The 13,314-nt window shown below is 71.5% G+C and carries 8 protein-coding genes; 3 read left to right on the top strand and 5 right to left on the bottom strand.

Annotated features, from left to right (window positions below; all coding sequences use genetic code 11):
• Nucleotides 1-664: 664 nt before the first annotated feature.
• Genes AB0B76_RS23360 through AB0B76_RS23350 form a run of 3 tightly spaced genes read right to left on the bottom strand, consistent with a single transcriptional unit; the run spans nucleotide 665 to nucleotide 5,495 of the window.
• Nucleotides 665-3,154, bottom strand: coding sequence for a DUF3488 and transglutaminase-like domain-containing protein (locus AB0B76_RS23360; RefSeq protein ID WP_360378657.1), 2,490 nt, complete (start codon nucleotides 3,152-3,154; stop codon nucleotides 665-667).
• Nucleotides 3,151-4,449 carry a DUF58 domain-containing protein gene (locus AB0B76_RS23355; protein WP_360378654.1) on the bottom strand — a complete coding sequence of 433 codons (1,299 nt, stop codon included), beginning with the start codon at nucleotides 4,447-4,449 and terminating at the stop codon, nucleotides 3,151-3,153. The genes AB0B76_RS23360 and AB0B76_RS23355 overlap by 4 nt, the downstream gene beginning before the upstream one ends.
• A 2-nt stretch (nucleotides 4,450-4,451) precedes the next feature.
• Nucleotides 4,452-5,495, bottom strand: coding sequence for a MoxR family ATPase (locus AB0B76_RS23350; RefSeq protein ID WP_360378651.1), 1,044 nt, complete (start codon nucleotides 5,493-5,495; stop codon nucleotides 4,452-4,454).
• Nucleotides 5,496-5,779: 284 nt separating this feature from the next.
• Here AB0B76_RS23350 and AB0B76_RS23345 point away from each other — a divergent pair, with 284 nt between their 5' ends.
• Both AB0B76_RS23345 and leuS read left to right on the top strand, forming a co-directional pair.
• Nucleotides 5,780-7,207, top strand: a complete 1,428-nt coding sequence (locus AB0B76_RS23345) for a protein kinase (protein ID WP_360378648.1) — start codon at nucleotides 5,780-5,782, stop codon at nucleotides 7,205-7,207.
• A gap of 266 nt (nucleotides 7,208-7,473) precedes the next feature.
• Complete coding sequence (gene leuS / locus AB0B76_RS23340) at nucleotides 7,474-10,317, top strand: leucine--tRNA ligase (RefSeq protein ID WP_360378645.1); 2,844 nt, start codon at nucleotides 7,474-7,476, stop codon at nucleotides 10,315-10,317.
• 42 nt (nucleotides 10,318-10,359) lie between these two features.
• On the opposite strand, the gene AB0B76_RS23335 is transcribed toward leuS, so the two are convergent.
• Together AB0B76_RS23335 and AB0B76_RS23330 are read right to left on the bottom strand one after the other, a co-directional pair.
• On the bottom strand, nucleotides 10,360-11,070 hold the full coding sequence (locus tag AB0B76_RS23335; RefSeq protein WP_360378642.1) for a glutamine amidotransferase: 711 nt from the start codon (nucleotides 11,068-11,070) through the stop codon (nucleotides 10,360-10,362).
• Complete coding sequence (locus tag AB0B76_RS23330) at nucleotides 11,060-12,304, bottom strand: MurT ligase domain-containing protein (protein WP_360378640.1); 1,245 nt, start codon at nucleotides 12,302-12,304, stop codon at nucleotides 11,060-11,062. The genes AB0B76_RS23335 and AB0B76_RS23330 overlap by 11 nt, the downstream gene beginning before the upstream one ends.
• 382 nt (nucleotides 12,305-12,686) lie before the next feature.
• Here AB0B76_RS23330 and mraZ point away from each other — a divergent pair, with 382 nt between their 5' ends.
• The gene (mraZ, locus tag AB0B76_RS23325; RefSeq protein ID WP_360378637.1) at nucleotides 12,687-13,118 is read left to right on the top strand and encodes a division/cell wall cluster transcriptional repressor MraZ; all 432 of its coding nucleotides are present in this window, start codon (nucleotides 12,687-12,689) and stop codon (nucleotides 13,116-13,118) included.
• The last annotated feature ends 196 nt before the right edge of the window (nucleotides 13,119-13,314 follow it).

Below are 13,314 nucleotides of genomic sequence, written 5' to 3'. Positions count from 1 at the left end.
CGTCCGCGCTGGCCGTCACGGTTTGAGCACTCGGGTGAGCCGTCGGCTTCGCCCGCCCGGTGCGAGGCCTTCCGCGCTGGCCGTCACGGTTTGAGCACTCGGGTGAGCCGTCGGCTTCGCCCGCCCGGTGCGAGGCCTTCCGCGCTGGCCGTCACGGTTTGAGCACTCGGGTGAGCCGCCGGCTCCGCCCGCCCGGTGCGAGGCCCGCCGCGCTGGCCATCACGGTTTGAGCACTCGGGTGAGCCGCCCGCTTCGCCCCGCCTGCAGACCCGGTCTTGGCACTCCTACGAGCCGCCGGCTTCGCCAACCGGTGCACAAAGGCCCCCGCATTCGCGGCCCGAATCCCGCGTGCGGCCGATTTCTCAAAGGCCGCCGCGTGAGATTTTCACGCCGGCGTCCAGTGATTGCCGCAAATCGGAAATAAGACCTGTCAGGCGAAAAATCCGATAAGTCGTGGCGCGGAGCGCCCGACTTATCGAGTAACAGCTGCGGTCTGAGCGCGGCTCGCCCGTCTTTTCGCACGAGAGGGCCGCCTCCCGCGACAGAACGTGAGGCGGCCCTGACTCCACGAGCCTAGCCACCAAGCCGCGATGCCACCAATGGCCAAGTAAAAGGGCCGCCCCCCGCGACAGAACGGGAGGCGGCCCTGACTCAACGAGCGTGGCTACCGATCAGCACGCCGCGCCACGATGCGGCGCCAGCTCACGGTTCGCATGAAGCCGTCCCACCCGCGGCCGGCCGAGAGCGCCGCGCCGCTCGTGCTGGTCGAGAAGCGTGTCCTCCAGCGGCGCAGGACCGACGGGGGCAGGAAGCGGGCGGTCAGCCGGACCTTGCGCGACGCGTTCGCCGCGAACGCCGTCTCCACCGACGAGATCGCCGTTCGCAGCTCGCGGCCCGTGAGCGGGCGGCGGGCGTAGCGGGCGTGCTCCTCCGCGGTCGAGATCAGCCGGGCGCCGGACTCGGCCTGGTCGCGCAGGCGTTCCTTCCTGACCAGGCGCTCGACCGTGGCGCGGGGCGTCTCGGCCTCGTCCACCGGCACTCGGTAGTCGACCATGGTGTCGATGAGCTCGTCCCACGCGCGGTGGGCGTTCTCCCGGGCCGCCCCGAGGAACCGTTCGTCCGGGATGACCTCCATGGTCGGGCCCTCGCCGGTGACCACGGGGGTGCCGGCCGGTGGGGCCGCGGCGAACGCCAGGCGGCGCCGCCGGGTGCGGGAGCGGGTCAGCGCCGGCGTGCCCAGGAGCAGGGCCAGGACGACCACCGCGAGGAGCGTGATGCCCGCCGCGCTGGTCACGAAGTTCAGGGCCCGCGCCGCGGCCGACAGGTCCGTGCTATCGGTCTGGGCGTCGGCGCCGTTGTTGTTGTCGTGGGTGTCGGTCTGGGCCGCCGGCGCCGAGGGGTCGTTCTGCGGGTTGCGGTCGTTGCCGGGCCGGTCGACGCTGTCGTCGCCGTTCACGGTGCCGGCCGTCGGCAGGTACGACGCGGTCACCGCGCCGCTGATCTGCGTCGACGGGGTCGCGTCGAAGGGCAGCCAGCCGTACCCGGGGAAGTACACCTCGGTCCAGGCGTGCAGGTTGAAGTTGGTCAGCGTCATCGTCCGGTCGGTGGTCTTGCCGCCGCGGGCGAAGCCGAACGCGACCCGGGCCGGGATCTTCGCCTCGCGCAGCATCCAGCCGAACGCGGCCGCGTACTGGGCGCAGTAGCCGCGCTTGTTCTGCAGGAAGTCGGCGATCTTGGTGCCGCTGGTGTCCGGGCCGGTGGTGATGTCGTAGACGAAGCCGTTGTCGGGCGAGAAGAAGTCGTAGAGGGCCTTGACCTTGTCGTACTCGTTGGTCTTGCCCTTGGTCAGCTCGTCGACCTTGCTCTTGACGAACGGGTTGCTCGGCGCCGTGGCCAGGTCCTTCAGGGCCGGGTCGTTGAGGTTCAGCCCGCCGGCCTGGCGCAGCTGGTCGGGGCTGATGTCCGGGCGCTGGTACGTCACCGTGAAGGTCTTCTTGGACGAGGTGTCCTTCCCGGAGTACACCACCGCGGTCTTCGGATCGAAGGACCACTGGTTGCTCAGCCGGTCGATCTTCGTCGGCCACGTGTAGATCGGCATGTAACTGATCGCGAGCTCGTTGGTGACCTCGATCTTCGCGGTGTGCGTCTCGGTCTTCACCGAGCTGTTCCACTCCGGCTTGCCCAGGCCGTTGCTCACGGGCGCGCCGCCGGAGATCGGGCGGGCCGCGAAGCCGCGCGCGTTGAGGTCCTCGAGCACGTTGAAGCGCAGGTAGAACGGGTGGTCGTCGTCGACGTTCGTCACCTTGACCATGTCGTACGACTTGTCGCGGGTGAGCTGCCCGGACAGCAGCGCGAACATGCTCACCGACTTGCCGTTGCGGCCGTTGCCGATCCCGCCGCCCCCGGCGCCCGCCCCGGCGCCGATGCTGTCGAGCAGGCCGGCCGGCATCGCGAAGGGCACCAGTGGGATGAGTACCGCGGCGGCGACGCTTATCGCGCCGAGGCGCTGGCCGGCCGCGGCGAGCGGCGAGGGCTCCCACAGGTCGACGTCCCGCCCGTCGCCGGTGAAGCGGCGGCCGAAGCGGCGCACCCGGTCGACGTTGTCGGTGACCAGCAGCCACAGGAAGCCGATGGCGCCGAGCGCGAAGGGCAGCCAGGCGGTGGTGTCGATGTCGACGGTGACCGGCACCGAGTAGATGGCGAGCATCGGCAGGCCGGCCAGCGCGGGCCGGCGCAGTACCACCGCGAAGAGGTCGACGAGCAGCGCCACCGCGGCGACGCCGAGCGTGGCGAGGAACAGGAAGCCCTCGCGGTCGGCGACGGGCGTGGCGTACTCGCTCATCTCCTGCGACGCCGTGTGCAGCAGCTGCCCGAAGTGGGAGATGGTGCCCGGCGACGGGAGGATCCCGAGGAACTCCTCGTGGCTGCGGTACAGCCAGGTCAGCGACAGCAGCGCGGCGAGGGCCATCGCGGCCGTCGGCGCCCAGGCCGGGGCCCGCAGGCTGCGCACCACCAGCCCCACCCCGCACATGACGGCCACGACGAGGAACGCCCGGATCGCCCACGTGTAGTGGTCGAAGACGTTGACCAGCGGCAGCGACGCCAGGAACGCCGAACCCGCCGCGATCAGCGTCAAGTGCTTGCGTTGGTTCACCGGACTCCTCCAGCGACGCTCTCCGCGGACGCGGCCCGCCAGGCGAAGCCCTGCGACCCCCGTCCGGACTGCGGCCACAGCGCGGACAGTTTCGCCCCGTGCGGCACCTCGACGACCCGCCAGCCGCTGCGCAGCAGCGCGAGCGACGCGACGCCGTGGGCGCGGTCGGCCTCCTCGCGCGCCGCCGTCGGCAGGTTCAGCCAGGTCGACGAGTCGATGAACAGCGCGATGCATGTCGCGTTGTTGGAGCGGAACGAGGCCAGCAGCTCCGCCTCGGCCGAGGACAGCAGGCCGAAGATGCCGATGATGAGGCCGCCGTCGCTGCGCCGCCGGACGCTCTCGATGAGCGTGGCGATGTCCCCGCGCTGGGCCAGCCGCACGTCGGCGAGCTGGTCGAGCAGCGGGCCGTCGCCGTCGATCTCGGTCGCGTCGACGTCCACGCCGGCGTCGGTGACGAGCCGCATCTTGTACCCCGCGTGCCGCAGATGCACCGCGACGCTCGCGGCCGCCGAGACCGCCCACTCGAAGCTCGCCGTCGGGCCCTCGCCGCGGTGGGCGGTGGCGCGCGTGTCGAGCACGACGGTGGCGCGGCTCTCCCAGGGCTGCTCCTCGCGGCGGACCATGAGCTCGCCGGTGCGGGCGGTGGAGCGCCAGTGCACGCGGCGCAGGTCGTCGCCGTAGCGGTACTCCCGCGTCGCCGCGTCGTCCTCGCCGTGCACGGCGACGGAGCGGGCGCGGCTCTCCCCGGAGCCGGCGAACTCGCCGGCCAGGCGCACCGACGGCAGCGGTACCACCTGCGGGATGACGGTGAGCCGGTCCACCGACGGGAAGGCCCGGGTCAGCTCGCACAGCCCGAACGGGTCGGTCAGGCGCACGACCAGCGGGCCGACCTCGTAGCGGCCCCGCACGTCGGCGCGCACGGTGTAGGCCACCGAGCTGGCCTGGTGCGCGCCGAGCTTCTCCAGCACCAGCCGCGGGCGGGAGCCCAGCGCGTAGGGCAGCCGGTCCTCCAGCAGCATCGTGCCGGTGGGCAGCCGGGAGAGGTTCTGCAGGCGCAGGATGACCCGCGCGCTCGCGCCGACCTGGACGCGGTGCGGGTCGAGGGTGCGGCTGCACGAGAGGCGGTAGCGGGTCCGCCCGACGTAGGCCGCGGACAGCAGTGGCAGCGCGGCCAGCAGCAGCGCCACACGCAACAGGTCGCGCTCGCCGAGGATGATGGCGGCGATGAGGGCCGCTGCGGCGGCGGCCAGGAAGCTACGACCCCGGGTGGTGAGCCCCCGCAGCGCCTCTCGCATGCTCAGCGGCCCCCGTACTGCTGGGGCCGCTGCGATCGGGTGTCGTAGGGGGAGCGCGGGGGCCGCTCGGTCGCCAGCGGCAGCCGGTGCACGAGCTCGGCGATAATCGCGTCGGTGGTGCGCCGGGACAGCTGCGCCTCGGCCGTCGGGATCACGCGGTGGGCGAGCACCGGCACGGCCAGCGCCTGCAGGTCGTCGGGGAGCACGAACTCGCGGCCCTCGATGGCGGCGACGGCGCGGGCGGTGCGCAGCAGCTGCAGCGTGGCGCGGGGTGAGGCGCCCAGGCGCAGCTCGGGAGACTCGCGGGTGGCGGTGACGATGTTTACTGCGTACTGCTTGACCGCGTCGGCGACGTGGACGTCGCGGACCGTGGCGATCATCCGGCGCATGATGCTGCCGTCGGAGACGGGCACGAGGTCGTCCAGCGCGTCGTGGCGGCCGTGGACGTCGAGCATGGCCAGCTCCGCACCCATGTCCGGGTAGCCCATCGCGATCCGGGCGGTGAACCGGTCGCGCTGCGCCTCGGGCAGCGGGTAGGTGCCCTCCATCTCGATCGGGTTCTGGGTCGCGACGACCATGAAGGGGATCTGCAGCGGGTAGGTCGCGCCGTCGACGGTGACCTGCCGCTCCTCCATGCTCTCCAGCAGGGCCGACTGTGTCTTCGGCGAGGCCCGGTTGATCTCGTCGCCGACGACGATGTTGGCGAACACCGCGCCCGGCTTGAACTCGAAGTCGCGGGTCTCCTGGTTGTACACACTCACGCCCGTGACATCGCTGGGCAGCAGGTCGGGCGTGAACTGGATGCGCCGGACCGAGCAGTCGATGGACCGCGCGAGTGCCTTGGCGAGTTTCGTCTTGCCCACACCGGGAACGTCTTCGATGAGGAGGTGGCCCTCAGCGAGCATCACCGCCAGCGCGAGCCGCACGGTGGCGGTCTTGCCCTCGATGACCTGTTCGATGTTGGCGACGATCGCATCGGTCGCGGCGCGGAACTCGGGCGTGGGTAGCGGCGCGCCGAGTTCCTCGAACGTGCGGTGCCTGGTCAACTGGCCTCCTCATGGTCGTGCTGTGGCCACCGTTAGGTGTATGACCCGTAGGTGAACCGCCCGGTTGCACGAAAACGTTGTCATCAGATTGCAACCGAGCCGTTGTTATCCCCTCAGGCTAGCCGGGGAATTGACACGCCGCCGGACGGGAATCCGTTGATAACGGACATCCCGCCCGGCTGGTCGGCGCTACTTTTTTGGACGCCCGGACGTACCCCGGCCAAACCCCCGTAAACGACGTCGCCGAGATGTCGGTCCGCGTCGATTGGGGCAGACTGGGGCGCGTGGACCCCGGGCAGCTTGTCAATGGGCGGTACCTCCTCGCCGAGCGGCTGGGGGAGGGCGGCATGTCCGTGGTCTGGCGCGCCCGCGACGAGATCCTCGACCGCGACGTCGCGGTCAAGGTGCTCAGCTCCGACCTGGCCGCGGACGCCGACTGGCGCCGGCGCATCCGGCTCGAGGCCCGGGCGGCCGCGCGGCTCACACATCCCAACATCACCAATGTGTACGACTACGGCGAGACTTCGGATCAGCTGCCGTTCGTCGTGATGGAGCTGTTGCGCGGCCCGACCCTCGCCGAGCGCCTCCGGGGCGGCCCGCTGCCGCCGCCGGCCGCGCTGCGCATCTGCGCCGAGGTCGCCGCCGGGCTGGCCGCCGCGCACGCCGCCGATCTGGTGCACCGCGACGTCAAGCCGGCCAATGTCGTGCTCACCCCGGAAGCGGCCAAGATCCTCGACTTCGGCATCGTCGGCTTCGTCGGGCGGCCCGATGTGGACGAGGCCTCCCCGCGGGTCCTCGGCACCCCCGCCTACCTCGCCCCCGAGCGGCTCGTCGGCGGCGAGATCACGCCGGCCAGCGATGTGTACGCGTTCGGGCTGCTGCTGTACCGCTGCCTGACCGGCCGGCTGCCCTGGAGCTCCGAGACCACCGCCCAGATGCTCAGGGCGCACCTGGCGGCCGCGCCGGCGCCCCTGCCCGAACTGCCCGGCCTGCCCGCCGACGTGCGCGCGCTGTACATGCAGTGCCTGGCCAAGGACCCCGCGGAGCGCCCGGCCGCCGTCGTGGTCGCGGCGCGGCTGGCCCATGCGGCCGGCATCGTGCCGCGATTTTCGGTGGTACTGCAGGAGCCCGCCCCGGGCGCCACCCCGCCCGAGGGCACCACCGAGCTGGTGGCCCTCCCGCTGCTGCCGGGCGTGTCCCCGGACGCGACCGAGCCGGTGGAGGACCCGGGCGGCCGGCAGCGGGTGCTGCTCGGCGTCGCCGCCCTGGTCGCGATCGCCGCCGTGCTGACCGGCGTCGCCCTGCGCGGCTCGGGCGGCGAGCCGGCCGGGGCCACGGCGGAGGCGGTCCGGCCGGCGCCGGTCGTTCCTTATTCCTCTGCGCCGGAGCCGGTCACGCCGTCCGCGACGGCCGAGCCGCCGGTCACGACGTCCGTCACCCCGGCCGTCGACGACGAGGACCAGGACGCGACCGCGCGTGACAACGGCCCCGGGCCGAGCACCGACGTGAAGACCGGCGGCGGGGTGGTCGTCGCGGTCTGCGCCGGCCACAAGGTCACCGTGCTGCGCGTGCTGCCCGCGGCCGGGGTCCAGCTCGTGCAGGCCGATCTCGGGCTGCACACCAAGGCCCGGGTCGAGTTCCTCCGGCAGGGGCAGCGGCTGCGCTACGACGTCGCCTGCTCGGGCGGCGCACCCACGGCGACGGTGCATTAGCGCAGCGTGAGAGTTCGATGGTCGGGCGGGAATTTCCGTTTCGGCCTGCGGTACACTGCGCTTATGACCCGGGCGGTCCGGCTTCTTAGCGAGCCGTGCTGACGCGAACACATCTCGCGACGGCACGGCGACCCCTCCTGCGCGAGGGGTTTTTTCATGCCCGGACAATCGGGGTCCCAGTCCGAATGTGTCCTCGCGAAGCGCTAACAGATTCGGACTGGGAACCAATGCTGGTGATTCCGAGACCTTGAGGGTGGGCGACAGTCATGAGCGAGGCAGTGACCGACGGGGCGGTCGACATCCCGCCGTACCGGTACACGGCGGCGATGGCCGCGGACATCGAGGCCTGCTGGCAGGACTACTGGTCCGAGCAGGGCACTTTCCACGCGCCGAACCCGACCGGCCCGCTCAGCGACCCGAACCACCCGCGCGCCGGGGCGCCGAAGCTGTACGTGATGGACATGTTCCCCTACCCGTCGGGCGCCGGCCTGCACGTCGGGCACCCGCTGGGGTACATCGGCACCGACTGCTACACGCGGTACTTCCGCATGGCCGGGTACAACGTGCTGCACCCGATGGGGTTCGACGCGTTCGGCCTGCCCGCCGAGCAGTACGCGGTGCAGACCGGCACCCACCCGCGGACCACGACCGAGGCGAACGTCGAGCGGTACCGCAACCAGCTGCGCCGCCTGGGCCTGGCCTACGACGACCGGCGCAGCGTCGCCACCACCGACACCGAGTTCTACCACTGGACCCAGTGGATCTTCGTGCAGATCTTCAACTCGTGGTTCGACGCCGAGCAGCAGAAGGCGCGCCCGATCGAGGAGCTGATCGAGGAGTTCGCCGCCGGCACGCGGAGCACGCCCGACGGCCGCGACTGGGAGAGCCTGCCCGCCGTCGAGCGGCGGAAGATCGTCGACGAGCACCGGCTGGCGTACATCTCCGAGGCCCCGGTGAACTGGTGCCCGGGCCTGGGCACCGTGCTGGCCAACGAGGAGGTCACCCCCGACGGGCGCAGCGAGCGGGGCAACTTCCCGGTCTTCAAGCGCAACCTGCGCCAGTGGAAGATGCGCATCACCGCCTACGGCGACCGCCTGCTGGACGACCTGGACCGGCTGGACTGGCCGGAGAAGGTCAAGTCCATGCAGCGCAACTGGATCGGACGGTCGCGCGGCGCCCACGTCGACTTCGCCACTGAGGCCGGCGCCCCGGTTCGGGTCTTCACCACGCGCCCTGACACCCTGTTCGGCGCTACCTACATGGTGCTGGCCCCGGAGCACGCGCTGGTCGACGCGCTGGTGCCCGCGGCCTGGCCCGAGGGCGTGCCGGAGCGGTGGACCGGCGGGGCGGCGACCCCGGCCGAGGCGGTCGCGGCCTACCGCGCGTTCGCCGCGTCGAAGACCGACGTGGAGCGCCAGGCCGACGCCAAGGAGAAGACCGGCGTCTTTATCGGGGCGTATGCCACCAACCCGGTCGACGGCCGGGCGATCCCGGTGTTCATCGCCGACTACGTGCTGGCCGGCTACGGCACCGGCGCGATCATGGCCGTGCCCGGCCAGGACGAGCGCGACTGGGAGTTCGCCGAGGTCTTCGGCCTGCCGATCATCCGCACGGTGCAGCCGTCGGCCGACTTCCCCGAGGACGGCAAGGCGTTCAACGGCGACGGGCCGGCGATCAACTCGTCGTTCCTGAACGGGCTGGGAGTGGCCGAGGCCAAGGCCTCGATCATCGACTGGCTGGAGGAGAACGGCCACGGCGTCGGCGCGATCACGTACCGCCTGCGCGACTGGCTGTTCAGCCGGCAGCGGTACTGGGGCGAGCCCTTCCCGATCGTGTACGACGGGACCGGGATGCCGATCGCGCTGCCCGACTCGATGCTGCCGGTCGAGCTGCCCGACGTCGAGGACTTCTCGCCGCGCACGTTCGACGTCGACGACGCCGACAGCATGCCCGAGACGCCGCTGTCGCGGGCCAAGGAGTGGGTCGAGGTCACGCTGGACCTGGGCGACGGGCCGAAGACGTACACCCGCGAGACGAACGTGATGCCGCAGTGGGCCGGCTCGAGCTGGTACGAGCTGCGCTATCTGGACCCGGCCAACGCCTCGAAGCTGGTGGACCCGGCCAACGAGCGGTACTGGATGGGCCCGCAGCACCCCGGCGACGTCGGCGGAGTCGACCTGTACGTGGGCGGCGTCGAGCACGCGGTGCTGCACCTGCTGTACGCGCGCTTCTGGCACAAGGTGCTGTTCGACCGCGGCTTCGTCTCGTCCGAGGAGCCGTTCCGCAAGCTGTTCAACCAGGGTTACATCCAGGCGTACGCGTACAAGGACGACCGCGGCGTGTACGTCGACGCCGAGAAGGTCGAGGAGCGTCAGGCCGGCAAGTACTTCTACGGCGACCGGGAGGTCAGCCGGGAGTACGGCAAGATGGGCAAGTCCCTGCGCAACGTCGTGACGCCCGACGAGATGTGCGAGCGGTACGGCGCGGACACCTTCCGCGTGTACGAGATGTCGATGGGCCCGCTGGACGTCTCCCGCCCCTGGGAGACCCGGGCGGTCGTCGGCGCGCAGCGCTTCCTGCAGCGCGTCTGGCGCCTGGTCGTGGACGAGCAGACCGACGCCGTGCGCGTGAGCGACGACGCGCTGGACGACGAGACGCGCCGCCTGCTGCACCGGGTCATCGACGGCGTGCGGGGCGACATCGAGGAGATGCGCTTCAACACCGCCATCGCCAAGATGATCGAGCTGACCAACCGGGTCACCCAGATCTCCGCCGCGGGCACCCCGCGCGAGGTGGCCGATCCGCTGGTCCGCCTGATCGCGCCGTTCGCCCCGCACCTGGCCGAGGAGCTGTGGCAGCGGCTGGGCAACGAGTCCTCGGTGGCCTACGCGGGCTTCCCGGTCGCGGACGAGGCCTACCTGGTGGCCGAGTCGGTGACGTACCCGGTCCAGGTCAACGGCAAGGTGCGCGGCAAGGTCGAGGTCCCGGCCGACGCCGACGAGGACACCGTGCGCGCGGCCGCCCTGGACGTGGTGGCCGAGCAGCTGGCGGGCAAGACCCCGAAGAAGGTCATCGTGGTCAAGGGCCGCATGGTCTCGATCGTGGCCTGAAGTTCTGAACAAAGGGGGCCGGCCTGCGGGCCGGCCCCTTCTTTACTTCGCGATCGCGCTGAGGCGTTCGTTGCGCAGGGCCGTCGGCCAGCGGTCGTCGATCGGCTCCATGGTCGCGCCGGTCGCCCAGCGCAGCAGCAGGTCCGCGAGGCCGGGGTTGCGGGCCAGGGCCGGGCCGTGGGAGTAGGTCCCGAGGATGCGCCCGTTCCAGGCGCCCTCGGACTGCCCGTCGTTGCCGATGCCCGTGGTCACCTTGGCCAGGGGCTTCACGCCCGGGCCGAGGTGGGTGCGGCCGCCGTGGTTCTCGAAGCCGGTCAGCGCCGGCAGGCCCAGCGCCGGGTGCATCTCGCCCGCCAGTTCGCCCACCGCGCGGGTCTCGCCGCGGTCCGAGTCGATGTCCAGCAGGTCCAGGCCGGGGTACTTCGCCCCCTTCGCGAAGAACGAGTGGCCCATGAGCTGGTAGCCCGCGCACACCGCGAACACCGTCGCGCCCCGCTCCACGGCCCGGTGCAGGCCCCGGTCCGCGGCCAGGCGCTCGGCCGCCAGCGCCTGCGGGCCGTCCTCGCCGCCGCCGATGAGGTACACGTCGCCGTTGGTCGGCACCGGGTGGTCCGCGCGCACCTCGGCGCACTCCACCGGCAGCCCGCGCAGGTCGGCCCGGCGGGCCAGGATGAGCAGGTTGCCGCGGTCGCCGTAGGTGGACAGCAGGTCCGGGTACAGCCAGATCAGGCGCAGGTGGGACTCAGTTGACACGGTCCAGCTCCGCTCGGATGTCCTGGAAGGCGGTGTAGTTGGCGATGACCTCGAGGCGGCCCGGCGGCACCAGCGAGAGCGCCTGGCCGAACGAGCGCACGTGCTCGAACGGCACCTCGTTGACCTCCAGCCGCACCGCGAGGTCCATGGCCCGGTCGCCGGTGATGAGCACCCGGCGCCCGCGCAGCGGGGAGAAGTCGACGTCGTACAGCCAGGACGTGTCGAGTCCGTCGGGGTCCCGGGCGTTGATGGACAGCAGCGTGGGGACGTTCTCGGCCATGTCGAACGACTCCAGCCAGCCGGCGGGGTTCTTGGCCAGCAGCAGCCGGATGACGCGCCCGTCGCGGTGCACGGTGGCGTAGCGGCCGGCGACCGAGGCGACCTTGGACAGCTCCGGCGCCGCCTTGGCCGGGGGCGCCCCGAAGTGCGCGGCGACGGCCAGGGCGGTCGCGGCGTTGGCGCGGTTCACCCGTCCGGGCAGCTGCAGCGTGATCTGGTGGTACGTCCCCGTGTTGTCGACCACGCCGTCGCCGGACACCGTCCAGTGGGGGACCGGCCGGCTCAGGTTGCCCTCGACGCAGGCCCACTGCTCGCCGTTGCGCTCGATGGAGGCGCCGCACTCCGGGCACACCCAGGAGTCGTCGTGGAAGCGCTGGCCGGCGGCGACCCAGGTGACCGGGGTGCCCTCGGCCACGGCCTTGCCCGCGGCCCACACGACCATCGGGTCGTCGGCGTTGGCCACGAGGTGCAGCCCGCGGCCGGGCAGCGCGTCGCGCCACAGGGCCGCCATCATGGCGACCTCCTTGGCCCGGTCGAGCTGGTCGCGGCTGAGGTTGAGCAGGGCGACGACCCGCGGCCGGGTCTGGTCGAGCACCTGCTTGAGGTAGTGCTCGTCGACCTCCAGCACCGCATAGGGCGTGGCGCCGGCCTTGGCCAGGGCCGACGTGTGCCCGGTCGGCATGTTGGCGCCGAGACTGTTGGTGGCCACGTCGCCCAGCACGCCCATCGCGGCCGCGGTGAGGCGGGTGGTGGTCGTCTTGCCGTTGGTGCCGGAGATCAGTGCGATCTGCCGGCCGGCGGCGAGCTCGGCGAGGAGATTGGGGTCGATCATGAGGCCGATGCGGCCACCGATGACCGATCCGTCGCCTCGTCCGGTGGCGCGCGAGAGCGCGGCGGCGCCGCGCGACAGGGAGGTGGCGAGCTTGGCCCGCATCGGCAGCTTGTTGTCCGTCATCTCGCTCTCACGGTGTCCGGGGATGCGCTGACCCTACCCGGCGCGGGCGACACCCCCAATGGGCCCACTCGCTCCCCGCGGCTCCCCACTTCCCTCCACCGGCGGCCCCGTACGCGCCGAGAGCGCGGAGATGTCTGCCTTCCCGGGTGATTTGTCCGGATTCTTGAACTTGTGGGAACGCCTCCACCGATCGGGCACGCCCGGGCTCCTCCACCCGGCTCCACCCCGTTTGACGTGGGAATTCTTCACCGAGACCACGCCCGGATCGGGTGGTTTTCCGTTGACGGTGGAGGGAAGTGGAGTACAGTGGAGCGCGATGGCGGAGCCGGGGGGCTCGGCCGGCCCCGGGGGGACCGTTCGCGGTGGGAAGGGGTGGTTGTCCGTGTTCTTGGGCACCCACACTCCTCGCCTGGACGAAAAGGGCCGGTTGATCCTGCCGGCCAAGTTTCGGGACGAGCTGGCGGGAGGTGTCGTGATCACCAAGGGACAGGAGCGCTGCCTCTACGTGTTCCCCGGCGCCGAGTTCGCCCGGATCGCCGAACAGCTGCGCGCCACGCCGATGACGAACAAGGCGGCCCGGGCTTACGGCCGGGTGTTCTTCGCCAGCGCCCACGACGAGGTTCCCGACCGCCAGGGCCGGGTCACCATCCCGCAGCATCTGCGCGAATATGCCGCGCTGGATCGTGACCTCGTGGTGATCGGGGCGAGCACCCGGGTTGAAATCTGGGATCGCCAGGCATGGGACACGTACCTCGCGGAAAGCGAAGAGGACTTCGCGGGCATCGAGGAGGGGGTGCTGCCGGGAGGGCTGTGAGGTCCAACTGCAGTAACCGAACTTTTGAGGCCGCCGTACCGGCAGCTCTCCAGCCGCTCAGAGTTTCTCGAAGTCCTGACACCACTTCCCCGGTGCCAGGGCGGAGGGGCGGATGGGGAGCTGGCGGTACGGCGCTCGCGCACTTGGAGCACGGTGACAGCACCACGGCGGGGCCGCGAACCCCGCCGCCGGCAGG

This window comes from Dactylosporangium sp. NPDC049140 (assembly GCF_040648435.1).
Note: the sequence above shows the minus strand (reverse complement) of the source record. Positions and strands in the feature narration are given on the sequence as shown.

Excerpts from the sequence above, each read along its gene's own strand:
- AB0B76_RS23355 (WP_360378654.1), bottom strand. The coding sequence starts at position 4,449 with ATGCGAGAGGCGCTGCGGGGGCTCACCACCCGGGGTCGTAGCTTCCTG.
- leuS (WP_360378645.1), top strand. The coding sequence starts at position 7,474 with ATGAGCGAGGCAGTGACCGACGGGGCGGTCGACATCCCGCCGTACCGG.
- AB0B76_RS23330 (WP_360378640.1), bottom strand. The coding sequence starts at position 12,304 with ATGACGGACAACAAGCTGCCGATGCGGGCCAAGCTCGCCACCTCCCTG.